This window comes from Pedobacter sp. G11 (assembly GCF_003860265.1).
GTDB lineage: Bacteria > Bacteroidota > Bacteroidia > Sphingobacteriales > Sphingobacteriaceae > Pedobacter > Pedobacter agri.
Window position 1 is genome coordinate 4,742,462 of the sequence record NZ_CP034190.1, and the last position, 26,992, is coordinate 4,769,453.

The 26,992-nt window shown below is 36.6% G+C and carries 23 protein-coding genes and 1 other RNA gene; 14 read left to right on the forward strand and 10 right to left on the reverse strand.

Features of this window, described 5'->3' with window-relative positions; genetic code table 11:
• Positions 1–38: 38 nt before the first annotated feature.
• Positions 39–1,226, reverse strand: a complete 1,188-nt coding sequence (locus EA772_RS20390; RefSeq protein ID WP_124914730.1) for a proline dehydrogenase family protein — start codon at positions 1,224–1,226, stop codon at positions 39–41.
• Positions 1,227–1,318: 92 nt separating this feature from the next.
• Between EA772_RS20390 and EA772_RS20395 the strand changes: the two genes are divergently transcribed.
• From EA772_RS20395 to EA772_RS20435, 9 genes are all read left to right on the forward strand, one after another.
• Positions 1,319–1,525, forward strand: a complete 207-nt coding sequence (locus tag EA772_RS20395; protein ID WP_010599515.1) for an RNA-binding S4 domain-containing protein — start codon at positions 1,319–1,321, stop codon at positions 1,523–1,525.
• Complete coding sequence (aroB, locus tag EA772_RS20400) at positions 1,525–2,583, forward strand: 3-dehydroquinate synthase (protein WP_124914731.1); 1,059 nt, start codon at positions 1,525–1,527, stop codon at positions 2,581–2,583. Before EA772_RS20395 ends, aroB begins: the two co-directional genes overlap by 1 nt.
• A gap of 1 nt (position 2,584) precedes the next feature.
• The gene (locus tag EA772_RS20405; protein ID WP_124914732.1) at positions 2,585–3,538 is read left to right on the forward strand and encodes a sterol desaturase family protein; all 954 of its coding nucleotides are present in this window, start codon (positions 2,585–2,587) and stop codon (positions 3,536–3,538) included.
• A 702-nt stretch (positions 3,539–4,240) separates the two neighbouring features.
• Positions 4,241–5,074, forward strand: coding sequence for a prephenate dehydratase (locus tag EA772_RS20410; protein ID WP_124914733.1), 834 nt, complete (start codon positions 4,241–4,243; stop codon positions 5,072–5,074).
• A 121-nt stretch (positions 5,075–5,195) separates the two neighbouring features.
• On the forward strand, positions 5,196–6,335 hold the full coding sequence (locus EA772_RS20415; RefSeq protein WP_010599521.1) for a chorismate mutase: 1,140 nt from the start codon (positions 5,196–5,198) through the stop codon (positions 6,333–6,335).
• Positions 6,336–6,581: 246 nt separating this feature from the next.
• Complete coding sequence (gene aroA, locus EA772_RS20420) at positions 6,582–7,850, forward strand: 3-phosphoshikimate 1-carboxyvinyltransferase (protein WP_124914734.1); 1,269 nt, start codon at positions 6,582–6,584, stop codon at positions 7,848–7,850.
• A gap of 72 nt (positions 7,851–7,922) precedes the next feature.
• Positions 7,923–9,020, forward strand: a complete 1,098-nt coding sequence (aroC, locus tag EA772_RS20425) for a chorismate synthase (protein ID WP_124914735.1) — start codon at positions 7,923–7,925, stop codon at positions 9,018–9,020.
• A gap of 85 nt (positions 9,021–9,105) precedes the next feature.
• Positions 9,106–9,714: a DUF1684 domain-containing protein gene (locus EA772_RS20430; RefSeq protein ID WP_124914736.1), complete on the forward strand. Its 609-nt coding sequence runs from the start codon at positions 9,106–9,108 to the stop codon at positions 9,712–9,714.
• A gap of 119 nt (positions 9,715–9,833) precedes the next feature.
• Complete coding sequence (locus tag EA772_RS20435; RefSeq protein WP_116167776.1) at positions 9,834–10,586, forward strand: LytTR family DNA-binding domain-containing protein; 753 nt, start codon at positions 9,834–9,836, stop codon at positions 10,584–10,586.
• Positions 10,587–10,840: 254 nt separating this feature from the next.
• Here the strand turns inward: EA772_RS20435 and EA772_RS20440 are convergent, their stop codons facing one another.
• Both EA772_RS20440 and EA772_RS20445 read right to left on the reverse strand, forming a co-directional pair.
• The gene (locus tag EA772_RS20440) at positions 10,841–13,108 is read right to left on the reverse strand and encodes a tetratricopeptide repeat protein (protein ID WP_168187609.1); all 2,268 of its coding nucleotides are present in this window, start codon (positions 13,106–13,108) and stop codon (positions 10,841–10,843) included.
• A 279-nt stretch (positions 13,109–13,387) separates the two neighbouring features.
• The gene (locus EA772_RS20445) at positions 13,388–15,814 is read right to left on the reverse strand and encodes a thiamine pyrophosphate-dependent enzyme (protein ID WP_124914738.1); all 2,427 of its coding nucleotides are present in this window, start codon (positions 15,812–15,814) and stop codon (positions 13,388–13,390) included.
• A 168-nt stretch (positions 15,815–15,982) separates the two neighbouring features.
• On the opposite strand from EA772_RS20445, the gene EA772_RS20450 reads away from it, so the two are divergent.
• From EA772_RS20450 to EA772_RS20465, 4 genes are all read left to right on the forward strand, one after another.
• Positions 15,983–16,384, forward strand: a complete 402-nt coding sequence (locus EA772_RS20450) for a DUF1573 domain-containing protein (RefSeq protein ID WP_116167773.1) — start codon at positions 15,983–15,985, stop codon at positions 16,382–16,384.
• Positions 16,385–16,444: 60 nt separating this feature from the next.
• The gene (locus EA772_RS20455) at positions 16,445–17,644 is read left to right on the forward strand and encodes a pyridoxal phosphate-dependent aminotransferase (RefSeq protein ID WP_124914739.1); all 1,200 of its coding nucleotides are present in this window, start codon (positions 16,445–16,447) and stop codon (positions 17,642–17,644) included.
• 286 nt (positions 17,645–17,930) lie between these two features.
• Positions 17,931–18,161, forward strand: a complete 231-nt coding sequence (locus EA772_RS20460) for a LuxR C-terminal-related transcriptional regulator (RefSeq protein ID WP_116167771.1) — start codon at positions 17,931–17,933, stop codon at positions 18,159–18,161.
• Between the two features lie 288 nt (positions 18,162–18,449).
• Positions 18,450–18,821 carry a hypothetical protein gene (locus EA772_RS20465; RefSeq protein ID WP_116167770.1) on the forward strand — a complete coding sequence of 124 codons (372 nt, stop codon included), beginning with the start codon at positions 18,450–18,452 and terminating at the stop codon, positions 18,819–18,821.
• A 142-nt stretch (positions 18,822–18,963) separates the two neighbouring features.
• On the opposite strand, the gene ssrA is transcribed toward EA772_RS20465, so the two are convergent.
• Both ssrA and EA772_RS20475 read right to left on the reverse strand, forming a co-directional pair.
• Positions 18,964–19,330, reverse strand: a transfer-messenger RNA (tmRNA) gene (gene ssrA / locus EA772_RS20470).
• A gap of 173 nt (positions 19,331–19,503) precedes the next feature.
• Entirely contained in the window at positions 19,504–20,145 is a 642-nt protein-coding gene (locus EA772_RS20475; protein WP_124914740.1) for a hypothetical protein, read from the reverse strand.
• Positions 20,146–20,463: 318 nt separating this feature from the next.
• On the opposite strand from EA772_RS20475, the gene EA772_RS20480 reads away from it, so the two are divergent.
• Positions 20,464–20,814 carry a hypothetical protein gene (locus tag EA772_RS20480; protein WP_124914741.1) on the forward strand — a complete coding sequence of 117 codons (351 nt, stop codon included), beginning with the start codon at positions 20,464–20,466 and terminating at the stop codon, positions 20,812–20,814.
• A 166-nt stretch (positions 20,815–20,980) separates the two neighbouring features.
• On the opposite strand, the gene EA772_RS20485 is transcribed toward EA772_RS20480, so the two are convergent.
• From EA772_RS20485 to EA772_RS20505, 5 genes are all read right to left on the reverse strand, one after another.
• Entirely contained in the window at positions 20,981–21,349 is a 369-nt protein-coding gene (locus EA772_RS20485) for a luciferase family protein (protein ID WP_246834004.1), read from the reverse strand.
• A 47-nt stretch (positions 21,350–21,396) separates the two neighbouring features.
• Positions 21,397–22,302, reverse strand: a complete 906-nt coding sequence (locus tag EA772_RS20490; protein WP_124914743.1) for a hypothetical protein — start codon at positions 22,300–22,302, stop codon at positions 21,397–21,399.
• Between the two features lie 114 nt (positions 22,303–22,416).
• Complete coding sequence (locus tag EA772_RS20495; RefSeq protein ID WP_124914744.1) at positions 22,417–23,298, reverse strand: SMP-30/gluconolactonase/LRE family protein; 882 nt, start codon at positions 23,296–23,298, stop codon at positions 22,417–22,419.
• A 208-nt stretch (positions 23,299–23,506) separates the two neighbouring features.
• Entirely contained in the window at positions 23,507–25,306 is a 1,800-nt protein-coding gene (locus EA772_RS20500) for an ABC transporter ATP-binding protein (protein ID WP_246834005.1), read from the reverse strand.
• Positions 25,251–26,987, reverse strand: a complete 1,737-nt coding sequence (locus EA772_RS20505) for an ABC transporter ATP-binding protein (RefSeq protein ID WP_124914746.1) — start codon at positions 26,985–26,987, stop codon at positions 25,251–25,253. The genes EA772_RS20500 and EA772_RS20505 overlap by 56 nt, the downstream gene beginning before the upstream one ends.
• Positions 26,988–26,992 lie beyond the last annotated feature (5 nt).

The following is a 26,992-nucleotide window of genomic DNA, read 5'->3' on the forward strand; positions in this document are numbered from 1 at the left end:
TCCTTTCGGTAATTCCATTTCTCATTTAAGCAAGTGCCTTATAATTTCCGTCTTTTCAATTCCCTTTCAATTAAACCCAGTTCCCTACCTGTTTGCCCTGCAACCGAAGTATTTTCCTGTGCTCTTCTAAAAAGATATGGCATTACCGCTTTAATAGGTCCGTAAGGAACATATTTAGCAACATTATAGTTGGCGTCGGCAAGGTTGAAACTTAAATTATCGCTCATACCTAATAATTGAGCGAAATATACATGCGGGTGATTATGTGCCACTTTTTTCTCGTCCAAAAGGTAAGTTAATAAACGGCTGCTATCTTCATTGTGCGTACCACAAACAATGGCAATTTCTTCAATATGGTCTACGCAATAACGTAAGGACTCATTATAATCTCTATCTGATGACTCTTTATCAGGTTGAATTGGCGATGGATAACCCATTTCGGCGGCACGTTTACGCTCCTTTTCCATATAAGCGCCACGAACCATTTTTACACCCAAAATAAATCCGGCAGCTTTAGCAATTAAATGGTCGGCTTTCATGTCGGCCAGCTTATCATGGCGGTACATTTGATAAGTGTTGTAAACAATAATGCGTTCCTGGTTAAATTTACGCATCATATCTAAAGCCAACTCATCAATCGTATCCTGAATCCAGGTTTCCTCAGCATCAATCATTATCGGAACGCCCTTATCAAAAGCGGTGCGACAAATCATTTCACAACGCAATTTTACTTTCTCAAATTCTGACTGTTCATCGGCAGTTAAAGTTTTCTTCGCATCTAACTTCTCCAGCAAAGCAAACCGACCGATGCCTGTAATTTTGAAAACCGTAATTGGAATGTTTTTATCGCCATCGGCACGAAGAATGGTGCGAATAATTTCCTGACAAGTTTCATCGAAAACGATTTCTTCTTCCTCGCCCTCCACCGAATAATCTAAAATGGTACCAACACCGCCTTTAGCCAGCTGAGTAATCGCTTTATCGCATTCAGCAATGGTTTCGCCACCACAAAACTGCTGGAAAATAGTTGCTTTTATTGCACCTTGAATAGGCAAACCGATATTTAAAAAGAAATTTGTTATCGGCGGACCAACCTTGGTTAAAAAGTTGCTGCCAATCATTTTAAAAAGCCAAAAAGCTTTTTTCAGTTCTGCATTACTTTTTTGGCGGAAAGCTACTTCCGTATTATCAAAATTCGGTTGTTTATTAGGAGATGATTCAATCATTTGTTATGTAATAAGTCAGATGGATGCAAAATTATAAAAAGCATCCATTCTACGAACGTAAAACCTTGAAATAATCGTATTTTTGCAGCAAAATGATACAATTCAAATTAGAGGGCGAATTTATTCCGCTAATCCAACTATTAAAAGCAACCGGATTAGTTGGCACAGGTGGCGATGCTCAGGCTGCTGTTATGGATGGCTTAGTTAAGTGTAATGGTGAGGTTGAGTTTCGTAAACGCTATAAAGTTAGGGTTGGCGATATCATCACTTTTGAACAAGATAAAATCGAAATAATTTAATGGAAACTTTAACGAGCGCAGGCCATTCGCTTTATTTCGAAAGCAATTTAGATGCCTTAAAAACTCTTCTAGAAAGCAACAAATACAGCAAGATTTTTATTCTTGCTGATGAGCATACCAGCGAAATTTGTTTGCCGGTTTTTCAATCGATGATGGATGATTTTGCTGATTTTGATTTAATTGAGACTTCAGCTGGCGAAGAAAATAAAAATATTGATTTCTGTATCGGTATTTGGAAAACCCTTTTGGATTTTGAGGCCGACCGCAAAAGTTTGATGATAAACTTAGGTGGTGGTGTAATTACTGATATGGGTGGTTTTATTGCTTCGACCTATAAACGCGGTATTGATTTTGTTAACGTTCCTACTACCCTATTGTCGCAGGTTGATGCCTCGGTTGGTGGCAAAACAGGTATTGATATCGATAACGTAAAAAACATGGTGGGTACTTTTACACTCCCACAAATGGTTTTTATCGAAACAGAATTTTTGAAAACTTTACCACAGCGTGAGCTTTTATCGGGCTTCGCCGAAATGATTAAACATGGTTTAATTTACGATAAAACCTATTACGAAAAATTAAAAATTACCGATTATCTTACACCATCGGCAGAAGATATTTACCGTTCGGTTGCAATAAAAAACGAAGTCGTAACCATCGACCCGCATGAAAAAAATCTACGTAAGATTTTGAACTTTGGCCATACCATTGGCCATGCGGTAGAAAGTTATTCGTTAGCAAATGATGAAAACCCACTTACTCATGGCGAAGCAATTGCCATTGGATTTGTTTGTGAAGCGGCTTTATCCATCAAAAACAGTGGATTAACAAAAGAAGAGTTGACAGATATCAGCGATTATATCCTGTCGTTATATCCTAAATATCATATCAAAAAAGAGAGTTTCGAAACGCTTTTAGAATTAATGCAAAGCGATAAAAAGAACGAGGATGGTAATATTTTATTCTCTCTTTTAGAAACTACAGGCAAATGCACGTATAACTGCCGTGTAAGCACAGCTGATATTTTGAGCAGTTTAGATTATTATAATAGTTTATAAAATGAAGTACACCGGAAGTGATATTTCTGTAGGCGCATTATTTGGCTTCGTAATCGTTTTAACCTTGGTTGAAATGTATTTCAGCTATGCCCACGACAGGAAATTATATACCAAAAGAGATACCTGGACCAATATATATTTGATGGTTTCTGCAATTATAATTAACCTCGGCATGAAAACTGCAACATTCTTTCTTTTGGAATATTGCTATCAATTCAGGTTGTTTCAAATCTCAAATATCTGGATTTATTGGACGGTATTAATCCTTGCACAGGATTTTTTGTATTGGTTTCTACATACTGTTGGACATTACGTTCGCTTTTTCTGGGCGATGCATGTTACCCATCATTCATCAGAACATTTCAATTTAACTACAGGTTTCCGCTCTACTGTTTTTGAACCGCTGTATCGCGTATTCTTTTATTTGCCTCTGGCATTTATGGGTTTCACGGCAATGGATATACTTTTTGCGTACCTCGTAACGCAGATTTACGGCAATTTGGTTCATACGCAATACAAAATCAATTTCCCAAAATGGTACGAATATGTTTTTGTTACGCCATCGCATCATCGCGTTCATCATGCTAGCAATGTGCGTTATTTAGACAAAAATATGGGTATGGTTTTAATCCTTTGGGATAGAATGTTTGGCACATTTCAGGCAGAATTACCTGAAGATGAAATTAAATACGGCTTAACCACACAACCGAAAGATACAGGTCCGGTAAACATTATTTTCCATGAATTTATTGCACTAACAGCCGATGTTAAAAAAGCACCAACATTTATGGATAAGGTGAAATATCTTTTTAACCCACCTGGATGGAGCCACGATGGAAGTACAAAAATTGCCAAAATCATGCAACAGGAATTGCATGAAGCTGAGGAACAAGCAAAGAAAAACAACATCAAAGATTTTAACGAAACACAACGAACATTAAGTTCAACAGGATAACATAGGCGGTCTGCATTTTACAGGCCGTTTTTGTTTAATAGGATTTTGTAAATTAATGGCTCGGTTCCTTTGGGTTATGCAGCCCTGCTATCCATTACAATCTTTTAAAAAACTTCTGTCATGCTGAAGAACGAAGAAACCTGTTCATCGGTTGCGGATGCTTCGTGCCTCAGCATGACAGAATATCTAAGTCTCCTGCAATTTTAAAAGTATTTTCATTCCTATCAGGTTTAGGAAACGTAAAACTGTGCATCGATGCAAAATCGTTTAAAATTTTATAAGATTTTATACCATGCTTTCCCCCATAGGAGCGGCAAGTTGGAGGAATCTGTAAAGCAAATTATCTCTTCAAATCCCCCCCCTTTTATTTCCTCGCCAGTAGAAGATACATGGTGTGTATTTGCAAAGTGCCTAAAACAATATCGAGAGCCTCCAATAATAAACTACCAGACTTTTATACCAAAGCCTAAAACAGTCTAAATCAAAAAAAATAAAAATATTTTCATTTTCCTATTGACAAATTAAATTTTGTTATTACATTTGGCTCATTCAAAAACGAAAATGAAATTATTCAACACATATTACTTTGGTTACTTTTACTTTTTTAGTAAGAGCCGGGGCTAATATGCAAAAAGATATATAAAATATTAAATGTATAAAAAGTCCCGGCAAATAGCCGGGACTTTTTTGTTTTACGCAAAAATGGAAACGACAAAACGAGTAGCAATTCAAGGTATTAAAGCATCTTTTCACGAAGAAGCGGCCTACAAATTCTTTGGTAAAAACATCGAAACGGTAGAATGCAATTCGTTTAAAGAAACTTGCGATAAATTGGAAAAAAACGAAGCAGATTTCGTGGTGATGGCCATTGAAAACTCTATCGCTGGTAGCTTGCTGCCAAACTATACTTTAATCCGCGATTATGGTTTCTCGGTAGTTGGTGAGGTTTATTTACCTATTCAATTGCACTTAATGGCTTTGCCTGGCGTAAAGTTCGAAGATATTAAAATTGTAACCTCCCATCCTATTGCTATCCGTCAGTGTATTGATTTCTTTTACGATTATCCACACATAAAAATTGTTGAGAGTAATGATACTGCTGCATGTGCAAAACGTATTCAGGAGGAAAAACTGACAGACACCATGGCCATTGCAAATAGTTTAGCTGCAGAACTTTACGGCCTAAACATTTTAGAACGTCGTGTTGAATCCAATAAAAAAAACTATACCCGTTTCCTTATCCTTAAAAAGGATAAAACAGATGAGGGAAAGAAAATCAACAAGGCATCAATTTGTTTTCAGGTTGGCCATAAAGCTGGCTCATTGGCAACGGTGTTAAACATTTTCGCCGAACAAGAGGTAAGCTTAACAAAAATACAATCTATGCCAGTGTTGGGTAAACGAAACGAATACTATTTTTATGTCGATTTAGAGTGGCCAAGCACTGAGAAGTATGATAAAGCCGTTAGAAAAGCATTAAAATATACTTCAAACTTTAATATCCTGGGAGAATATCAAAAGAACGATAAAGTATAAATAAGTCGGAAGTCCTAAATCAGGAGTCCAAAAACAAATAGTGAAATATTAATAAATAAAATCAAAATATAACTCCGGACACACGACTGTAGACTTCGGACTAAAAAACAAGCCATAAATCATGAAACTTAATTTAAACATCCAACCTTTAAACACTTGGTTAAACGTTAACAACGAACCATTAATCATCTCTGGGCCTTGCAGTGCAGAAACTGAAGAGCAATTATTAACTACAGCACATTTATTGGCTGCAACTGGTAAAGTATCGGTTTTAAGAGCTGGTATCTGGAAACCACGTACCCGTCCAGGAGAATTTGAAGGTATCGGAAGCATTGGTTTAGAATGGTTAAAACGTGCCAAAGCGGAAACTGGTTTACCAACAGCTGTTGAGGTTGCAAACGCAAAACATGTTGAAGAAGCATTAGCTGCAGGTGTTGATATCCTTTGGATTGGTGCACGTTCTACCGTAAACCCTTTCACTGTTCAGGAAATTGCTGATGCTTTAAGAGGTCATGATGTTCCGGTATTAATTAAAAACCCGGTAAACCCTGATTTACAATTGTGGATTGGTGCAATTGAGCGCATCAACGGCGCTGGTATTACTAAAATTGGTGCAATCCACCGTGGTTTCTCATCATTTGAAAAAAGTTCATTCCGCAACGAACCAATGTGGGAAATGGCTATTCAATTGAAAACTTTATGTCCAGAATTGCCAATCATCAACGACCCAAGTCATATCTGTGGTAACCGTGAGTTGATTCCATACATCTCTCAAAAAGCTTTAGATTTAGATATGCAAGGTTTAATGATTGAATCTCATGTTGACCCATCGGTTGCTTGGACGGACGCAAAACAACAAGTTACTCCTGCTGCTTTAGCTGAATTAGTGGAGCGTTTGACTGTTCGTGAACCAGAAGCACCAAATGAGGCTTTTGCTGATAAATTAGCTGATTTACGTAAGAACATCGATAAAATTGATGATATCCTATTGCAAAAATTAGCGGAGCGTATGGCTATCGTGGAGAAAATCGGAGAATTTAAACGTGATAACCAAGTAACCATTTTACAGGTTAACCGTTGGGATTCGATTATCAAAAAAGGTCACGCTTTTGCAAAAGCTTTAAAACTAGATTTAAACTTTACCGAAAAATTCTTAGAATTGGTACACGGAGAATCTATTCGTAAACAAACTGAAATTATGAATGCTGGTAAAGCCGAAAAAGGAATTGCTGCTGAACAACATACTGAAGTTAAAGCATAAAGAATAAAGCTGAAAGACTAAAGCGAAAAGCAAGGTCTAGGCATCGCGTCATTGCGAGGCACGAAGCAATCTTAATGCGATAAGTATTAGCATTATTCAATCTTCGTAATGACGATTTTACAAATATGATGGTTTGTATATTATAATTGTCGTCCTGAGCTTTTCGAAAGACTTTATCATGGTCTTCGACAGGCTCAGGCTGACAATAGAATAATAGCAATCCATTAAGAATAAAACCAGAATAAAATGTCAAAAAACGCCTTAGTTTCTTTTAAAGGAACCAAGAATATTCATACGGAAATCCAGTTAACAGGTTCGAAAAGCGAGTGCAACCGGGCATTAATTATCAGTGCGCTCAGCAAAAAGTTAGTTAAGGTAGAAAACCTATCGAACGCTGCCGATACAGTAACATTAAATGGCATTCTTAATATTTTAGAGGAAGAATTAGAGGTAGAGATTCAGGAATCGAAAACCGTTGATGTTGGTCCTGCAGGAACGGCTATGCGTTTTCTTTCGGCATATCTTTCTGCTAAAAACGGAAACTTTTTGCTCACCGGAACAGAGCGGATGAAACAACGCCCGATTGGAATTTTAGCTGAAGCCTTAAAAACATTGGGAGCGGATATTTCGTACGTAGAATCTGAAGGCTTTCCTCCATTAAACATTATTGGCCCCTTAAATCAAAAAACTGCTGAAGTTAAAATTAAAGGCGATGTGAGCAGTCAGTACATTTCAGCATTGCTGATGATAGCTCCTATCCTGCCTCAAGGTTTAACCTTAGAAATTGAGGGCGAGCTTACTTCGAAGCCTTATGTAGATATGACTTTGGATATGTTGGCTGAAGTAGGTATCGAACACAGTTGGAATAAAAATTCAATTTCGATTAAACCGCAAGCTTTTAAACCGGGAACTTTGGTGGTAGAGCCTGATTGGAGTGCAGCATCTTATTGGTATAGCATTGCAGCCTTAGCTGACGAAGCAGAAATCAGTTTACCGGCATTAAAAGACAAAAGTTTGCAGGGAGATAGCCAAATCCAAAAAATCATGAAGATTTTCGGCATCGCAACGGATAAAACTGAAAAGGGAATTTTAATCAGCAACCTGGGTTTGTCTTTAGAAACCAATCAGGTTTTAGACTTAAAAACTTGTCCTGATTTAGCGCAAACCATTATTGTTATCGCAGCAGTATTAGGTAAAAACATGTCGTTTACTGGTTTAGAAACTTTAAAGATTAAAGAAACTGACCGTATTGCCGCTTTACAAAATGAGCTGGCTAAAATTGGCGTCACCTTAACGGAAGATAATCTGGTTTATACGCTAAATACAGATGAACTTCATTTTCCTGAAAAAATTACTATTGCCACTTACGAAGACCACCGTATGGCAATGGCCTTTGCACCGCTAGCATTATTAATCAACGAAGTGGAGATTGAAGAAATGCAGGTTGTAGAAAAATCTTATCCTTATTTTTGGGAAGATTTGAAAAAAGCAGGATTTGACGTTAGTATTAAGTGATAAGTATTAAGTAGCGAGAATCAAGTATAAAGATTAAAAGAATATCCCTAAAATCATCAATCTAAAATAAAAATGGCAGGCAACTCATTTGGACAATTATTTCGCATCACCACCTTTGGCGAATCTCATGGTGTAGCCATCGGGGTAATTATTGATGGCTGTCCGGCGCAATTGGATATCGACATGGATTTTATTCAATCAGAGTTGGATAAACGCAAACCAGGTCAATCAAAAATTACCACACAAAGAAAAGAAAGCGACACCGTTCAAATTTTATCAGGCGTTTTTGAGGGAAAAAGTACCGGAACACCAATTGCATTATTGATTCCGAATGAAGACCAGCGTTCAAAAGATTACGGCCACAATGTTGATGTTTACCGCCCGAGCCATGCCGATTATGTTTACGATGCAAAATATGGCATCCGCGACCATCGTGGTGGCGGACGTTCATCAGCTCGTGAAACTGCCGCTCGTGTAGCAGCAGGCGCCATCGCCAAGTTATTTTTAAAGCAACAAGGCATTGAAATTTTCGCTCATGTAACCTCAGTCGGAACCATTGAAGCACCTAATTTGGAAAGCAACGATTTATCAGCTTTGCTGGATATAAGAGAAGAAAACATTGTTCGCTGCGCCGACCCTGCAACAGCACATGAGATGATTGAGTTCATCGATTCAGTAAGAAAAGATGGCGATACCGTTGGCGGTAAAATCGGATGTGTAATAAAAGGTTGTCCCGCTGGATTGGGTGAGCCGGTTTTCGATAAATTACATGCTGATTTAGGAAAAGCAATGCTAAGTATTAACGCTGTTCATGGTTTTGAATATGGTTCTGGTTTTGCCGGAAGCGAATTACGAGGCTCTCAGCATAACGACATTCCTCGGCCAAAAGCTGCTGATTCAAAAATTTTCAAAACCACCACAAATTTTGCAGGCGGTATTCTGGGTGGTATTTCAAACGGTATGGATATTACTTTTAAAGTAGCATTTAAACCCGTTGCAACCATCATGCATAACCAGCAAACCATCAATGCAGCAGGCGAAGCTTCTGAAATTAAAGGCAAAGGCCGCCACGACCCATGTGTGGTTCCAAGAGCTGTGGTCATTGTCGAAGCAATGGCAGCGTTGGTTTTAGCAGACCAGTTTTTAAGGAATAAGGCAAGTATTATTTAACGCTACCTGTCATCCTGAGCTTGTTGAAGAACTTTACTATTGGTCTTTGACAAACTCAGACTGACCATTAATGAGGAAACGAATCATGAAACTTCTCCCTATACTATTTCTATTATTCAGCTTAAACAGTTTTGCCCAATCTTATACCGAACAAATAGCTAAACATCGCGATAGCTACAAACAAGATTTTGTTAAGGAAGCTAATTCTCCACTCAAAGAAGCTGATTTAAAAAACCTTCATTTTTATGATGCTGACAGCACATATAAAGTTATTGCTGATGTTGAGATTGTAAAAAATGAAAAGATTTTTAAAATGCCCACTTATGATGGAACAAGTAAGGAATTTTTTCGCTTTGCTAAAATAAAATTCATTTTAAATAGCAAGGAAACTGTAATGACCCTGTACAAAAATGTTGCTTTGGCTGGCAATCCTGCATTTAAAAATTTATTGTTTTTACCCTTTACAGATGAAACCAATAACAAAGAAACTTACGGTGGCGGCAGATACATTGATTTGAGCTCTACTGATATCCTGAATAATAAGGTAGAAATTGATTTTAATAAATCCTACAACCCATATTGCGCCTATAGCGATGGCTATCGCTGTCCTGTTCCCCCGGAAGAAAATGATTTACAGTTAGAAATTAAAGCCGGAGAAAAACTTTATACTGGAGAAAAAAAACATCGAAAATGACATAACTCATTGATATAAATATAATTAACAATAATTTATTTTTATCGGCATAATTTTAGAGTATATTTAAAACAATACAATTTAAAAACCTGTATATAATAAATTAATAATCTATCCTAATGTTGTATAAGTGTATAATTGTCGATGACAATGAAATTGAAAGAGATGCATTAGAAATGCATTTGAAAAAAATTTCATCATTACAAATCATTAAGGTATGTACAAGTGGTGTAGAAGCTGCTGAGGTGCTATCTAATACTGAAATCGATATTGTTTTTTCCGATATAGATATGCCCGAGCTATCTGGCATGGCATTATTGAAGATTACCAAAAACAAACCATTGTTCATTTTTATTACATCTCATAGTGAGTATGCTGTTGAAAGCTATGACTTAGACGCCATAGACTTTATTGTGAAACCTGCAACCTTTGAGCGCATTTTAAAAGCAGCTAACAAAGCAATTGAGTATCTGGAGCTTAAAAAACAGATAAGTGTTGAGGGAAATGAGCAAGCCGAGATCAGAAAAGAAAATGAAGATTTTTTCTATTTCAGAGAAACCAAAGGAATAACAAAATTGAAATACAGCGATGTGATTTACATTGAGAGTATGGGGGATTTTTCAAAACTATTTACCAGCAATGACAAACATGTTATATTGGTAAGTTTAAAAAACCTCGAAAAACAATTACCTGAAGATATCTTTACCCGCGTACACAAACAGTACATTATTAATATCAACCACATTGCAACACTAACAAACCATGAGGTTCATTTGGACTTTAATTTTATTGTTCCAATAAGTGCTTCTAACAGGCAAGAATTGATGGAAAAGTCTATCGAAAAGAAAATCCTATCAAGATTTATTAAATAGTTATTATTTAATCTTGCGCTGTAATTTATTGTTATTGATTCCTTGATCTAAAAGATAAATCATAAAACTGTAAATCAATTTACCGAAAGAAACCATTTTTTTGAATTGAGGCATAGTATTTTTGCGTGAGAGATGACTGATTACGTAATGTTACGGTCCTAAAATTATCAACTATATATTAAAATTTATTCCAAAAGTTGATTGTACTATGCCAATTAGTAGATTTTTAACACTCTAAAGTAGAGATAGCAAATTTACCGGGGCAAAATAATTGTAAATATCGTTCCGCCAGCTGGATTTGGCTGTACCTGAATTTCTCCCTCCATTAATCCAACAAAAGTTCGGCAAAGCATTAAACCTAAGCCAGTACCTTTCTCGTTATTCGTACCTAAACTACTTACTCCTGCCCCCAAATAGCCGGGCTTGTTGAAGTGGTTAATCTGAGCAGTCTTTAATCCAATTCCGGTATCGATAATTTTAATCTCCAGATTTTCAGCAACAATAATAGCATCGATAGTTATTTTCCCACCTTTATCCGTAAACTTAATCGCGTTACTAAGAAGGTTTCGAATAACAAGGGAAAGCATGTTGTGATCTGCCTTGCAAGTCACGAATTTTTCGATATTGTTATTCAAAGAAATACCTTTCTGGTTGGCTAAGTCCTGCATAGAGCGGGTCACTTCTGCTATCACTTTCTCAATATCGAGCGATTCTAAATGTGGGTTAAATCCCTGCATTTGGCTGGCTGCCCAATTCAGCAAATTTTCCATCATTGTAGATGTGTAACTAAGATTATTTCTTAACGATGATGCATATTTAGTCAATTTTTCCTGTTCAATGGTTCCTCCTTCAAGTAGCTGGATAAAAGAAATTATGGAGTTTACAGGGGTTCTTAAATCATGACTCACTACACTAAATATTCTATCTTTTACACGGCCTAACTGCTCAAGTTCTCTTTTTTGAGAGCTGATGATTTTATTCAAGCGTGTTGTTTTTCGTTGATTTAAAAAGATAACCAATGCCGTTAACAGAACAAGCGTAATGGCTACTGTAAGAAAAATTTTTACACGCCAATCGAACTTTATTTGCTCGTCTTGCTTAATAATTTGTCGATCTCTTAGTGAGGTTTCATATTTAGATTGAAGCTTTGCTCTTTCAAATTTATTTTTCTGCACTTCACGATCTATCTCCAGATCAACTTGTTTTTTTAAAAAAGTAAGTCGCTGCAACGTTTTTTCTTTATCGCTTAACGCTAGTTCCTGTTGTTTTAAAAAAAGCTCCTGTTGCTGCTGCTTTGCCAACAACACCTGCTTTTGAAGTTCAACATCAGTTATCTTTTGTTTAAATTGATAATCTTTTTCCTTAAATCCGAAATCAATCTGCATTTGTCTTCGGGTAATTTCTCTCTCTTTGTCTTTATTAAAGATCTGATCTTTTACAATGATATATTCTTTGTAAAATGCCAGTGATTCATCGTAACGGTCTAAATTCTCATAAATCTCACTTAATCCAAATGCTGCCTGTTTCTTAATTTCAAGTAGATTATTCTGCTTGGCAATTTCATAACTATTAGAATACAGAACCAGCGCATTTTCATAATCTTTTCGCTTGAGGTAAAAACTCCCCAATGCATAAAGGCAATCAGCATACAAATTTTTATCATCGCCAACCTTACTAATCTGGATTGCCTTTTGATAAGATTTAAGTGCTAAATCATCATTTCCCAATTCATTATAAACGTTTCCAATCTGTTGTTTATTAGATGCGATTAAACCATTTTCGCCGAGCGATTCTGAAATTGTTAAAGATTTTTCGAAATTACTTAGCGCAATTTGTAAACGATCCTTAACTGTTGTACCCATTTTTAGCAATTCATCTTTTGAGGCATCTAAATAGGCAGCGCCTATTAAGTTTTGAACAACAGCAACTCCTCTACCATTAGGCTCATCTTTTGCAAATACTTTGAGCGCCATTTGGAGATAAACTAACGATTGGCTTGCTTTACCTAAATCCTGATAGATACTGGAGATATTTGTGTAGCAACTCGCCATATCCAGGTCGTTACCCAGTTTATCATAAATGGCGATGGCTTTTTGATTAACCTCTAAAGATTTAGCATAATCGGGTATGTTAGCATACATTGCACCCATATTTAAGTAGGTGCCTGCAATCATATCCAAATTTTTAACCAGGTCGAATTCGCTGATGGCGTGTTCATAATTTGCTTCAGCTCTTATGTAATCGCTTCTGCCATGATAGAACAGGCCTCTTCGATAATATGCCATGGCCGAAAAGGTATTAAGCTTCAATTGCTGAGCAAGCTGGATCGTACGGTTTACATAATCTTCCATACGATCTGCATCCTTAATCTTCATGTATTGACGGTAAACGTCTGTTAAGATTTTAACTTTAGTTGAATCAATACGGTTATAACTTTGGTTTCGAACCAATAAACTATCTAAATGCCGCTGTTGTTCGGCGGTCTGGGCAAAACCAACTATTGGTCCTAAAAGAATGGACAAAACTAATGACAGGTATGACCAATGCTTAAAAGCAAATTCTTTGCGTGAAAAACTTTCGTAATAATATGTTAGTCCTCTACTCAACATCTATATTAAGAAAGATTATTACGAAACAAACTTAATATACAGGTAAGGTATGTACAACAGAAGATAGGCATAAATAGGTTGATAGACGTTAACTTGATGTAATATATTGTTTTATTACAAAAATAACTAATAATCAACTTTTTTTTTGCCAATAATTAAAACACAGCGAGAATATTCATGGTTAAATTACCCTTATTCAAAAATTGATGGGTATTTAGCTGGATTGGCATCGTGCATCATGGCATAAACTGTTTCGATGATATCATCAACCGATGGCTTGCTAAAGTAATCTCCATCTGAACCAAATGGTGGACGGTGTGCTTTTGCCGATAAAGTTTTGGGTTGTCCATCTAAACTGAAGTACCCTCTCTGTTCTTCAAGGATCTTTTGTAAAATATATGCGGATGCCCCACCGGGAACATCTTCGTCCACAACTAGTAACTTATTCGTTTTTGCTAAAGATGCAGCGCAAACATGAGTGGTATCAAATGGCAACAGGGTTTGAGGATCAATAATTTCAACTGAAATTCCCATGCTTGCCAATTCTTCTGCAGCTTCTTGAACCAACCTTAATGATGAACCATAGGATACTACCGTAATGTCACTTCCCTGTTCTAATACCTCTGCTTTGCCGAGTGGCACGGTAAAAGTTCCAACATTCTTCGGAAGCTTTTCTTTCAAACGGTAACCGTTTAAACATTCAATCACTACGGCAGGCTCATCTGCCCTAAAAAGTGTATTGTACATCCCTGCCGCCTGAGTCATATTTCTTGGCACACATAAATGCATACCTCTCAGGGAGCCCAACAACATGCTTATCGGCGATCCGGAATGCCAGATTCCTTCTAAACGATGTCCTCTGGTTCTCACAATTACCGGTGCTTTCTGAATGCCTTTTGTCCGGTAGGATAAAGACGCAAGATCATCGCTGAGCACATTCAGTGCAAAGATTAAATAGTCTAAATATTGAATTTCAGCAATGGGCTTTAAACCCCTCATGGCCAAGCCAATGCCTTGCCCCATGATAGTCATTTCGCGGATGCCGGTATCTGTTATTCTTAGTTCACCGAACTTCGCCTGTAAACCGGCGAAACCCTGATTAACATCGCCAATATTACCCAAATCTTCTCCGAAAGCAACAAGCCTTTGATCTCTTTCAAAATTTTCGTCGAAACAGGCGTTTAAAACCTCTCTACCGTCAACCATTTTCGAAAGATCGTCATAAACTGCGTCAATCACTTCGATATTACCAGGGCTTTCCTTCCCCTCAGTATGTAATTTAGAATTATATCGATCTTCGTTTAACGCTTCCTGATCCTGATACCATTTCAACATTTCATCTCTTTCCGGAGAACTGTTTTTTGCGGAAAGACGAATCGCCTTACGGGCAGCTGAAAAAACTTCTCTTCTTTGCGCATCGGCCGTTGAGGCAAGCTGAGCTGAAATTTTGGCTAGCTCTGGTTGATGTTTAGCCATGCCACTAATCAAATCCACTACCTGCTTTTGCTCTGGTTTAATACTATCTAAAAACTCATTCCAGGCTTCCTTTTGTGCATTCCGAACAGATATTTTTGCGTCTTTTTCAACCTCTGAAATTTCTTCCTCTGTCGCAACGGCTGAATCTAACATCCATTCTCTCATCTTGAGAATGCAATCGTGCTCATTTTCCCAGCTTAAACGATCTTTAGATTTATACCGTTCATGAGATCCGGAAGTTGAATGCCCCTGAGGTTGAGTTAATTCAGTAACATGAATGAGCACAGGTACATGTTCAGCTCGGCAAACCGCTATTGCTTTTTCATAAACTTCGCATAAAGCGGGATAATCCCATCCTTTTACTTTATAAATTTCGTATCCAGGTTGCTCGCTATCTCTTTGAAAACCCTTTAAAACTTCTGAAATATCTTCTTTTGTAGTCTGATATTTGGCTGGTACTGAGATACCGTAAGCATCATCCCAAATAGAAATAGCCATGGGAATTTGCAATACGCCTGCAGCATTTATGGCTTCAAAAAATACACCTTCCGAAGTGGATGCATTGCCAATGGTACCGAATGCTACTTCATTTCCATCTACTGAAAAATTCTTCAGATATTCCAGTTCTTTATTGTTCCTGAACAGCTTAGATGCATAAGCCAAACCTACCAGTCGGGCCATTTGACCACCTGTGGGAGAAATATCAGAAGAACAGTTTTTAATTTGCGTTAAGTCATTCCAGCTTCCATCCTGGTTAACCGATTTTGTCGCAAAATGGCAATTCATCTGCCTGCCGCCAGAAAAAGGGTCGGCGCCATCTGTTGGATTTGCATACAACTGAGCAAAAAATTCTTTTATGGTTGAAATTCCTGTTGCGAAGGCAAAAGTTTGATCACGATAATAGCCAGAACGCCAATCGCCGTTTTTGAACGCCTTGGCCATAGCCACCTGAGGAACCTCTTTACCATCGCCAAAAATGCCAAATTTAGCCTTCCCTGTTAACACTTCCCTACGCCCTAAAATGCTAGCTTGTCTGCTTTCAAAGGCGATTTTATAATCGTTGATAACGATGGTTTTAAAATCGTTAAAACTTAATTCGGAACGGTCAATAGAGTTGGTTATAAATTTTTCATTCTGCGCCATAATCAAATATTGGTTGCGGCAAATATATACAAAATAAAAAGTTTGCCTTTATCTTGAATTGTAAAATTATATATGGATGAGCAAAATATAAGTGGAATAGTTTTTGTTTTAAACTGAAAACATTAAATTTGTTTAAGTAAAATTTAAAAAAATAATTTCAAACATAACATGAAAAAGATCTTAGTATTATTCGCTTTTGTATTAGGTTTTGGCGTTGCAGCAAATGCACAGGCTAAACCTGCGGAATTTAAATTTGAATCGGAAACTCACGATTTCGGTAAAATCACATTAAACAAACCGGTTACGTTTGATTTTAAGTATGTTAACGTAGGCGAAGAGCCTTTAATTATTACAAAAGCTGAAGCTAGTTGCGGATGTACCGTTCCAAAATATACCACTACTCCGATTAAAAAAGGTGAAAGCGGTGTGATTTCAGTTACTTTCAATGCTGCTGCTGGTCCGTCTCCATTTTCTAAAGCTGTAACAATTACTTCGAATGCTAAAACCCCAATTAAGGTTCTTTACATTAAAGGTGAAACGGTTGCTGCGAGCTCAGCAAGTTCTAAATAATATTTTTAATATTAGTATTTAAAGTCCCGATTTTCATCGGGACTTTTTTATTTTTGCACCATGCCAAAAATTTCACAAAAAGGTTTGCAGATGCCTGCATCACCAATCAGAAAATTAACCCCATTTGCTGATCAAGCAAAACAAGATGGTAAAAAAGTTTTCCACCTTAATATAGGTCAACCAGATATTGAAACACCAGAAGGAATGTTAAATGCAATTAAAAACATTGATTTCAATGTTTGGGCATATACACCATCTGAAGGGACTTTAGCCTACCGCTTAAAATTAACCGAATATTACAATAAACTTGGGTATAATATTACGCCAGAAAATATACTGGTAACTGTTGGTGGCTCTGAAGCCATAACTATTGCCATGCAGACCTGCGTAAATGAAGGCGACGAAATTATTATTCCAGAACCGTTTTATGCCAATTACAATGGCTTTGCGTGTATGAGTAATGTAGTTGTTAAACCAATTTTATCGTACATAGAAAATGGTTTCGCACTGCCACCAATTGCTGAATTTGAAAAGTTAATCACCGATAAAACGAAAGCAATTATAATTTGCAACCCGAACAATCCGACTGGGTACTTATATTCAAAAGAAGAGCTGGAAGCTTTGAAAACACTTTGTGTAAAGTACGATTTGTTTTTGTTTTCAGATGAAGCATACCGCGAATTTTGTTATGATGGGCGTGAGTTTATCTCTCCAATGCATTTGGATGGATTGGATGAGCATGTGGTAATTATGGATACCGTTTCTAAGCGTTATAGTGCTTGCGGTGCACGCCTAGGCTGCCTAATTACTAAAAACAAAGAGGTAATCGCTTCAGGTTTAAAATTTGCACAGGCGAGGTTAAGCCCGGGAATGGTTGAACAAATCGCCGGGGCAGCCGCTGTTGATACACCAGATAGCTACTTCGAAAAAGTAAATACAGAGTATACCTTACGCAGAGATACGCTAGTGAGCAGATTAAATAATATTGAAGGTGTGTTTTGCCCTAACCCTGGTGGCGCCTTTTATGTAGTGGCAAAATTCCCTATTGACGATGCTGACAAATTCTGCCAATGGATTTTAGAAGATTTTAGCCATGAAAACCAAACGGTGATGATGGCGCCTGCAACCGGATTTTATTCAACTAAAGGATCAGGAAAAAATGAGGTAAGAATGGCTTATGTATTGAACACGGAAGAATTAAATAAGGCTATGGATTGTTTGGAAATTGCTCTTCGACAATATCCCGGAAGAACGATTTAATCCAATAAGAAAAACTGGAAAAGCTCACAACGTAATTGTTGCGAGCTTTTTTTTGACCATACAGTACCAAGATGGATTCCGACATGTAATTATTTAATGACTCCAATACCATCAAATTTAGTCCGTCTTGTATGATGTACAGCTACATTTATTATTGGTATTTAAAATTGGCCAATTATCAGATACGATAAAGAATTGTGATGACAAAAATCAAAAAAATGATGATTTGTAGCTGTAGGCAGTCATGATTTAGCAAATAATGCTACTAAAAATTTAGCTTTACTGTATGAATAAAGAAAGACCGATTTCAGGATATATTATGGGGATGGATGATTATGAAATCAAAATGATTAAATTGATTGCAGATGGGTTTACTCATATTGAAATTGGTGAAAAACTTAATTTGAAAACAAGTAAAGTTCTAAACCTAAGAAAAAACCTGATTAGCAAAACGCGAACAAAAAATATCGCTTCACTAATATCATTTGCATACAAATATGGGATACTGAAAGTATAAAAGTCCATTCCTGAACCCATAGGCATCTATAAAGACCTAAATGCGAAAGATGATCAAATAGATCATTCTACAGATCAAAAAACAAGTAGGAAAAACAGTGCTAATCATTTTCTTTTATCATTGTCGATCACTTAATTCTCTAAAAAAACGCCATTCCTCAAACTGCCAAATTTGATAACAATAGTATTCTAATTGATCCCGAGACCTGGCAGACCTTATAGTCCAAAAAGGCCATTTTTTGTAAAGCCGGATATTACAACCTTTAGGAGTTTTAAAAACTCTAACTAGATGTACGCTCTTACAATCAAATTATTTATTACGCTGATGATTTTTTCCGCGTTTGCTTTTGGCCAGCAAGTTTACCAATCAGGCAAATATCCCCGTCAATCTATCAGACCTCACACTGAAGTGATCAAAGGTACATTGATTGATAAGTTTACAAGTAATGGCTATTTCTGGTACAGCGTGGTAGATCATGATAAGATTTATAAAATTAGTGTGATGAAATCGGTATTCGACAGCGCTAATATTCAAAGCAAAGTTGTGCTTGCTAACTGCTTTAAATTATCAAGTAGAAAATGGAAATGCGAGCCAGCTAAAAAGAAATCTACATTCATGCAAAGAAACGTTTTTTATGCTGATGCTCAGGAAAAAAAGTAAAAACCATAGCATTGCAATATGCTTTTAATGTGTGCCGTAATTGATCCTATGCGTGTGGAAAATTAATTTAAGTCCTGATTGTAGAATATTTGAATGATTATAATAAAAAAGACCCACATAATTTAATATGTGAGTCTTTTTTCGGTGGAGCCGAAGGGAGTCGAACCCTTGTCCAGTTGTGAGATAACCTATACCTTCTACATGCTTATTTTTCAATTAATTTTCGGGAAATAAACGGGCTGAAAACCGACCTTATTTAATTCCTTAGATGCTTGATCTCACTTCAAATCGCATCACTTTGAAGCCAGCTTTGTTGTTTCGATGCCCCGGATTCTAACCCAACAATGCAGCAGTTAGAGGGACAAAAGCTATGCTAGTTCTAAACTAGGCAGCTAAGGCGTAAGTATTTTCGCCAACTAAAATGTGAACGTTCACTTTAAGTGCTCTCCGTACAACGCACTGCATGCTAACATAACCTTCGCCACCCTGTCAAATCCAAGAACGGCCCCAGTTTCTATTTTATGAATTACATCTAATAGAACAACAAAGATACAAAAAACAAGCCAAAGCAAATTAAATTATACCAGATTTAGCGATTAAATGGCTTAAACTAAAAAAGCCATCCTGACGAATGGCTTTCAAAAAAATATATCTCAAAAAAAATGGTCTGATTAATTACCTGTTATTTAGCCAATTGCACCAATGATTGAAGCGTTTGTTTCTCTATAGCTTTATCAATATTTGGCTGGCGCATTTTCGAAATATTTGTTTCAACCGAAAATGATGGATTTTCTGTTTTTGCTAAAGCAGCAATGTCTTTTACTGTTGTATTGAAAATTTTTAATGAAGAAATGAATTGCTTGTCTAAAAATTTGACTTCCTGAACATCAGCATTTGGATTTAAATAGGTCAGATTCGATTTTTGAGCGTAATAAAATTGAACCCGATCAAGGAAAACCAATTTTTCAGTGATTTGTGTAAGCACCTCTTTTGACAGATTCAGTCCTTTAATTGCCAATACCTCATTATCTCTGATGACAAAATCAAGGCCATTAAAGGTGATGGTCGTTTGTTGATCTCTGTCAAATATGTATTGTGCCTGTGGAAGTGCTACAACTTCATTAGATTTATTTAGACTTTTGGTAAAAGCATCTCTTTGAGTGAGTAGATTCTCAATAAGACTATTGCCGTTAATCTTTGTTGTTACCTCAGCTGATGATGTATGATTTACATTACGAAACTGCTGACCAAAGGTATTAAGTGAAACGGATAGAATTGAGATGGCAACTGATAAAGAGAGAGCTAGTGATGGGACGATTTTCATTCATTTTAAATTTCGACAAAGATAAGAATACAAAGATTGATTATGCATATTTTGTATGTTTAATATTACATATTTGATACCAAAATGAAATATTTGTGTTGACAATAATCAAACTCATTGTCTTATCACTAATACAGTATCTAATAATTTGTAATAAATGTTGACTTATAGTTTGTCGACAGACAATACCGGAATCATATCCTGTCCATCAAAACCTGAAAACATTATAAATTTGAATTGCTAAATAAGAGCAAGCTTTCACAAGATGTTGAAAACATCATTAAATAAGTTCTTATTCTTGTATTACTTTTGCCAGCAATGTCATCTAACTATAAAATACGCTATCTTTTCGAAAATGCTGATACCTTGATTATGGAAATTCAGCGGCTAGATCTTCGTGATGATGCTGATATTTCACAAATTTATCATTGGTTATATTTTGATAGGCTTACCTCTTCCATGGTTAAACTTTGGTTTCGGTCAATGGATTCATCAGCAGAAATAGAGGAAAGATATTTTGAGCAAGGCTACCTGAAATTTAGCGATACTGAAGCAACCTTTATTGAGAAGTACAATTCTTCGCAACACCGTTTAATTAATCATAGTAGAAAAGAATGTAGCGAGGAAACACGTGAACTGATATCTGAATATCTTAAACAACCGAATTAAATTAAAAAAGCCCTTCAATCCTGACAGGGCTTTTTTAGTTGTCTATCCCTATATATTAGGAACACAAATTTATGTATTGGCTTTAACATTTCTGTCGCTTGAATAAACTGAACAGAATATAAATAATACCTGACTAAATGAATAATAGAGAACAATATAGAATATCTTATTTCTGAGCACGATGATAAGCTAATTGCATTAGTTCCAATGCTCTTTTAACATCGGTGTACGCTTTAATCTGAAAACTTACCCATCCGGATTTATTAAAGACATGATGTTCAGAGACCTTGCCATCAGCCATTAGTTCTGCCTTGATTTTTTTACTAAACAAAATATCTAACACGCCGTTACTATGCAGATGTCCTAATTCCCTGTTCTGAAAATTAAATTGTGTTCCTCCAAATTTATGTAATTGAATAGTCGTCCCCTCCCATTTTAGTATTTCTTCTTCTAATTCATCGAACCAGTCCAGCTTTTCAGGCTTAAAAACAATTAGTTGAAGCTTTAACAAACTATCGTAAATCAAAGCAATCAAAGGAATCGATTTTAAAAAACCAAAGTATTTAACTACAAACCGAAATATCACTTTTCGCTCAAAACTTTAATATGATCCATCACCCGCAAGTGTACATTTCTCGTAACGCTTTCAGCCCAGAGATCATAATACCAAACAGGAAAAACATGAAGTTTGTACCAGCTGTTACCGATAAGTGTTGTGGTACCATTTCCATTATCTTTCAAAATAAATTGTCCTCTGTCAATGTCGATATGCCCCATAATTTCAGGATCTTTAGGCTGGTTAACAATATCGAATGTTAAGTTTTTATTCACATCAAACACTACAATTTTTTCATCAAATGTGTAACCGTTGCTAAATATACATTTTCTGCCTGCACCAATCTCATTCGCGGTAACGGTGGTTTGCATTGGGCTTGGCATCCCGACTTTAAATAACCAATACTGATCCGGAGATTTAATTTTCTCAAAAGCAACAACATTTTCCCATATTTTATCTGGCTTTGCATTGATAATCAATTCATCAGATACCATATTCTCATAATGATGTTCGGAGATTGAATCGACAATAAATATTGCCAGCAACAAAGTAACAAAGCTTACATTTAAAGTTTTATGGTTTCTATTGAACATGGCTCTGCCTAAAAAAGCACCTGTAATTACAAAAGCGAAAATGAGCGGCGATACAATAATAAGGCAAATGCTCCCTTCTGCTAGAAAAATGAAGCTCAATAAAATTGCAATCACACCATTTAGAATGGAATAACCTACTAAACTACCGCTTTTTAGCTTTAGCGCCTTCCAAAACCAAGAGCTCATTATCCCCATCAAGATGGGCAAAATCACAAATTCTGAAAAAACGAGCACTCCCCCGCTTAAAGGGTTAATCAATTTATTAATTCCAATTATAGTAATTACAATGAAATTTGGAATGATGAAACCTAATAGCCTGTTGTTTAAAAATGTTCTCATATTGCATTAATTTATAAACAAACATAATTACAATATTTTAAACTTTCAAAATTTACTGAAAATAAAATATGTCAGATACAGGTGACCGCCTAATTACAAAATTTTAAATTTCAACTACTCTACCCCTTTTGCAGAAGTTTTGATTTTGTAAATAGATTTAGATGCAGCAATAAAAAGACCATCTTTATTTTTACCACCGAAGCAAACATTCCCACACCAATCTTCCGGAACATCAATGTGCCCAATTTTTTCACCAGTTGGTTTATAGATGGTTACTCCTTTGCCCGTAAGATAAATATTTCCGTTGCTGTCTAATGTCATTCCATCAGAGTGTTGAAGACAAATGGTTTGTCTATCAGTTAAACTGCCATCGGCATTGATCTGGTAACGATAGGTTTTGTTAGCATCCATATCTGCAACGTATAGAAATTTTCCATCTGGTGTACCTACAATCCCATTTGGTTTGCTTAAATCATCTGCAGCAATGATGGCAGTTTTCTGTCCCTTTGGAAGATAATAAACGCGTTGTTTTTCGATTTCGGGCTTCTGTCTGGTCCAGTAGTCGCGTTGGTAATAAGGGTCAGTAAAGTAAATGCCACCTTTTGCATCCAGCCAAAGATCATTTGGCCCATTAACTTTTTTGCCTTCAAAATCAGAAAATAAAACACTTACCTTTTTATGTTTATCAATAGACCAGATCTGATTATTTTCATCGGCGCAAACAACAAGATTACCTTTTTTGTCAAAGTAAGTTCCGTTTGCTCGGCCCGATTGTGCCATATACAAACTCAATTTTCCATCTGTGTCATACTTCCAAATCTGATCGTTCGGCTGATCGGTAAAAAAGATATTGCCATGTTGATCTACAGAAACACCTTCAGTAAACTTAAACTGTGAAGAAATGAGTTTTAAACTATCCTGCACAAAAATTGGATTCTGTGCATCACAAAGCGAACACAGTAAACTTAAAATAGAAAGCAAAAGACACTTTTTCATAATTTGATATTTGGCTTGCGATGAGGATTAAACTTTTGGATTGAAAATGAATGTCGCTTAAAATTACTACTTGCATAAAATATTCGTCGTTCTAAAATTATGCTAAAAATAGATCTTGTTTTTAAAGGCATATAGCGACTTCTTGGTGAGCATCTCCATAATGAGAGCTTGAAAACAGTTCAGGATAATGTTTTGATTACTAGATCGATTAACTTACCCGCTTTCCTTTTAACAACATATCTAATGCTTCATCCAGCGTACCTGCTTTTTGCACTTCACCCTCATTCACAAAGTAAATTTCATCGGCATTTTCGATGGTATTTAGCCGGTGTGCAATAATTACCAGCGTTGTCTCTTTCGATAATTTATTTAATATACTGGTTAACAATTGCTCGGTGATGGTATCAATGTTAGCAGTGGCTTCATCCAAAATCAACAATTCAGGATTACGAAGTACAGCTCGCATAAAGGCAATTAACTGCTTTTGCCCTAAACTGATACTATCAGATGCTGAAGTGATCGGCGTATTCAACCCTTCATCAAAAATCGCTAACAATGCATCTAGATGTGCATCGTTTATTATTTTAGTTAATTCTTCATCGGTTACATTTTTGTACTGGCTATTTCCATACAGAATATTATCTTTTACTGTTCCCGTAAAAAGAAATGGCTCTTGCAAGATAAAGCCGATTTTTTGTGTTCGCTCTTCGGGACTAAAAGATCGAATATCTTTTCCATCTAAAAAAACAGTGCCTTTTGTCGCGTCATATAACCGAGAAATTAATGAGGCAGTAGTTGTTTTGCCGCCACCAGTGGGACCGATTAAAGCATAAGTTTTCCCTTTTTCGAATTTTAAATTGATGTTGTGCAAAATCTCCTTCGAATCATCATAGGAAAAATGAACGTTTCGAAATTCTAATAAAGCATCAGATTTGATCGACTCATGAACATCGACCTGAGCGAGATCACTTTGTAGTAAGAGGATTTGGGAAATCCTGTCCCAGCTTGCCATAGCCACCTGAAAACTTGTCCATAATGCCGCCAACTGCCTCAATGGATTATAAAAATTGGTAGAATAGGAAATGTAACTCACCAACAAACCCAAAGAAAATTGATTGATGGAGATCAGATAAATTCCGAAAAGCAAAACAATTAACTGTGCGGCACTTGAAAGCAAGCCATAAACGGGAACGAAAATATTATTAGCCAAACCAGCGCCTATCGCTGTTTTGTAGTTTTCTCTGTTGGCTTCATCGAAACGTTTTCTAAAGTAGTCGCGGCGGTTAAAGGCGATAATTACTTTAAAGTTGTTTAAACTTTCCTGAATTTCGGCACTCATGCCGCCTACGCTTTTAAGGTTTTTAGCATTTTTTCTCTTAACCCAGGGTGATAATGCCATGGTAAAAATTACAATAACCACAGCCGGTGATAATGCCGCAGCCCCCAGTTCAAAATTGATCGTTAATAGGAAAAATCCGGCCCCAATCATGGTTACAATACTGCCAATGAATTGCATAAGCGACTGTGAAAAAAACTGGTTCAGCTTATCGGTATCGTTATTTACCCGCGAAATTAAATCTCCCGCCTTATTCTGATTAAAAAAGGAAACAGGCAGTTCTTGTAGCTTATTAAAAATAGCATTTCGTAGAGTGTAAAGCATCCTTTGCCCAATACCGCCCATCATTTTGGTTTGGATATAGCCCGTAACCATGGCAATGATATACATGACGAGGATAATTCCGGCAAACATGAGCACGCCATTAAATTGTTTGGTACGAATGTAAGCATCTATGGTATGGCCAATTAAAAGTGGCCCGAGCAAAAGCAGGCCGGAGTTTAATAAAATGGCAATAAGTGCTAACCAGAGGTTTCTTCGCTCTGCAGAAATGAGTTGTAGCAATCTTTTAAGCGCCTGATAGGTGGATTGCTTTTCCTCCTTTTGATTAAGCTGGTTAAGATTGTAGTTCATAATTGCTGGTGCTCTGTTGTGAATTGTAAATTTGAACATATTCAGGACTGCTTTTTAGCAATTCCTGGTGGGTTCCCGAAGCAATAATTTCTCCCTGCATCAACAAGATAACCTTATCGTAATTTTCAACAGAAGCTATTTTTTGAGTGACTGATAATAATGTGAGATCTGGATAGTTCTTTTGGATATTCTCCAGAATTCTTTTCTCGGTATTGGTATCTACACGGGCTGTAAAATCATCCAGTAATAAAATTTTTGGATCAACAGCCAAAGCTCGGGCCAACATGATGCGTTGTTTTTGTCCACCAGAAAGGCTGTTTCCACGTTCGGAAATGATGGTATTTAATTTTCCAGGAAGTTGATCAACAAAGTCTTTTAATTCTGCCGTTTGGATGGCTTTTGCCAGAGATTCGTCGGTAACGGTATCGCTAAACGCAATATTTTCGCGGATACTCATGTTAAACATAATGCTATCCTGAAAAACAAAACCCACCTGCCGGTGAAAATCTTCTTGCTGATATTGATTGATTTCTTTTTCATCAAACAGAATTGCACCACTATCTGACGGGATTAATCCTGTTAAGATGTAAAGCAGTTGTGTTTTGCCAGCTGCTGTAGGGCCAATGATGGCAGTTTTAGAACCCGCTTTGGCAGTAAATGAAATATCTTTTAGTATTGGCTTTTGTCCAACGGTTAATGAGATTTGTTTAGCTTCAACATTCCCCGATAGTTCATCTTTAAAAGTTCCGGGGTGTTTAATTTCTGGAGCGTTTAAAACACTTTCAATTCGTTGATAGGATGCCGTTGCCTGTGCAATGACATTACTCATAAAACCGATGACCAAAATTGGGAAAATAATCAGTGATAAATAACTGCTGAAGGCGGTAAATTCCCCTAAAGTCATGCTATCAGTAATCACGAAATGACCTCCTAGTACCAGGATGGATAACCCGGCCAGGTTAGCGACGAAAACAATTATTGGAATTAAACCTGCAAACAAACGAAGAATAGACAATCCTAAATCTCTGGCCTTTGCATTTGCATCTAAAAATTTGTGATATTCAAGCTGTTGCGAATTAATTACCCGAATGATTGCTGAGCCTAAAATGCTTTCGCTGATTACCTTGTTTAACCAGTCGATAACTTCACGGCTTTTGATAAACAATACCCTTACTTTTTTCAACACGAAGAAAAATGCCCCTCCAATAATCGGAACGATCGCGATAATGCAAAGAGCAAGTTTCCAGTTAATCATGAGTAGCAAAATGCTGGCGCCAACAATTAGAAATATCGATGATGCCAGAGAAACAATCGCCTGCGAAACAAAAAGTTTAATAGAATCAGCATCGGAAGTAAGGTTGGTAAGTAGTTTTGATGGGTTGGCCTGAATGATATAGGCGTGGCTCTGACGCGAAATCTGGTCTGATAATTTGGTTCTTAGATCTCTAGCTACACGCTCGGATGCGTAGGTCTGCACAATGCTTTGCAAATAAGTAAAAATAAAAACCAGCACAATTGCTAAAGCAAACTGAACTAAGATTGAATTTAAATCAAACGTTTTGTTGGTATATGAATCAATTCCGTGGGCAATGATTTTGGGTAATAACAGATTTATGCCATTACTTAATAGAGCGAACAAAATCAATAAAAAAATTAAGCCTTTATAAGATGCAAGCAAGCTAAAAACACTTGGTTTTTTAGCTTCTTTGGGTTTTGCCATGTGAT

Bases quoted from the DNA above. Each gene is read 5' to 3' on its own strand.
- EA772_RS20410 (WP_124914733.1), top strand. From the start codon at position 4,241: ATGGAAACGACAAAACGAGTAGCAATTCAAGGTATTAAAGCATCTTTT.
- EA772_RS20415 (WP_010599521.1), top strand. From the start codon at position 5,196: ATGAAACTTAATTTAAACATCCAACCTTTAAACACTTGGTTAAACGTT.
- EA772_RS20495 (WP_124914744.1), bottom strand. From the start codon at position 23,298: ATGAAAAAGTGTCTTTTGCTTTCTATTTTAAGTTTACTGTGTTCGCTT.
- EA772_RS20445 (WP_124914738.1), bottom strand. From the start codon at position 15,814: ATGGCGCAGAATGAAAAATTTATAACCAACTCTATTGACCGTTCCGAA.
- EA772_RS20390 (WP_124914730.1), bottom strand. From the start codon at position 1,226: ATGATTGAATCATCTCCTAATAAACAACCGAATTTTGATAATACGGAA.
- EA772_RS20460 (WP_116167771.1), top strand. From the start codon at position 17,931: ATGAATAAAGAAAGACCGATTTCAGGATATATTATGGGGATGGATGAT.
- EA772_RS20465 (WP_116167770.1), top strand. From the start codon at position 18,450: ATGTACGCTCTTACAATCAAATTATTTATTACGCTGATGATTTTTTCC.
- EA772_RS20395 (WP_010599515.1), top strand. From the start codon at position 1,319: ATGATACAATTCAAATTAGAGGGCGAATTTATTCCGCTAATCCAACTA.
- EA772_RS20430 (WP_124914736.1), top strand. From the start codon at position 9,106: ATGAAACTTCTCCCTATACTATTTCTATTATTCAGCTTAAACAGTTTT.
- EA772_RS20505 (WP_124914746.1), bottom strand. From the start codon at position 26,987: ATGGCAAAACCCAAAGAAGCTAAAAAACCAAGTGTTTTTAGCTTGCTT.
- aroA (WP_124914734.1), top strand. From the start codon at position 6,582: ATGTCAAAAAACGCCTTAGTTTCTTTTAAAGGAACCAAGAATATTCAT.
- aroC (WP_124914735.1), top strand. From the start codon at position 7,923: ATGGCAGGCAACTCATTTGGACAATTATTTCGCATCACCACCTTTGGC.
- EA772_RS20480 (WP_124914741.1), top strand. From the start codon at position 20,464: ATGTCATCTAACTATAAAATACGCTATCTTTTCGAAAATGCTGATACC.
- aroB (WP_124914731.1), top strand. From the start codon at position 1,525: ATGGAAACTTTAACGAGCGCAGGCCATTCGCTTTATTTCGAAAGCAAT.
- EA772_RS20405 (WP_124914732.1), top strand. From the start codon at position 2,585: ATGAAGTACACCGGAAGTGATATTTCTGTAGGCGCATTATTTGGCTTC.
- EA772_RS20475 (WP_124914740.1), bottom strand. From the start codon at position 20,145: ATGAAAATCGTCCCATCACTAGCTCTCTCTTTATCAGTTGCCATCTCA.
- EA772_RS20500 (WP_246834005.1), bottom strand. From the start codon at position 25,306: ATGTTCAAATTTACAATTCACAACAGAGCACCAGCAATTATGAACTAC.
- EA772_RS20450 (WP_116167773.1), top strand. From the start codon at position 15,983: ATGAAAAAGATCTTAGTATTATTCGCTTTTGTATTAGGTTTTGGCGTT.
- EA772_RS20490 (WP_124914743.1), bottom strand. From the start codon at position 22,302: ATGAGAACATTTTTAAACAACAGGCTATTAGGTTTCATCATTCCAAAT.
- EA772_RS20435 (WP_116167776.1), top strand. From the start codon at position 9,834: ATGTTGTATAAGTGTATAATTGTCGATGACAATGAAATTGAAAGAGAT.
- EA772_RS20455 (WP_124914739.1), top strand. From the start codon at position 16,445: ATGCCAAAAATTTCACAAAAAGGTTTGCAGATGCCTGCATCACCAATC.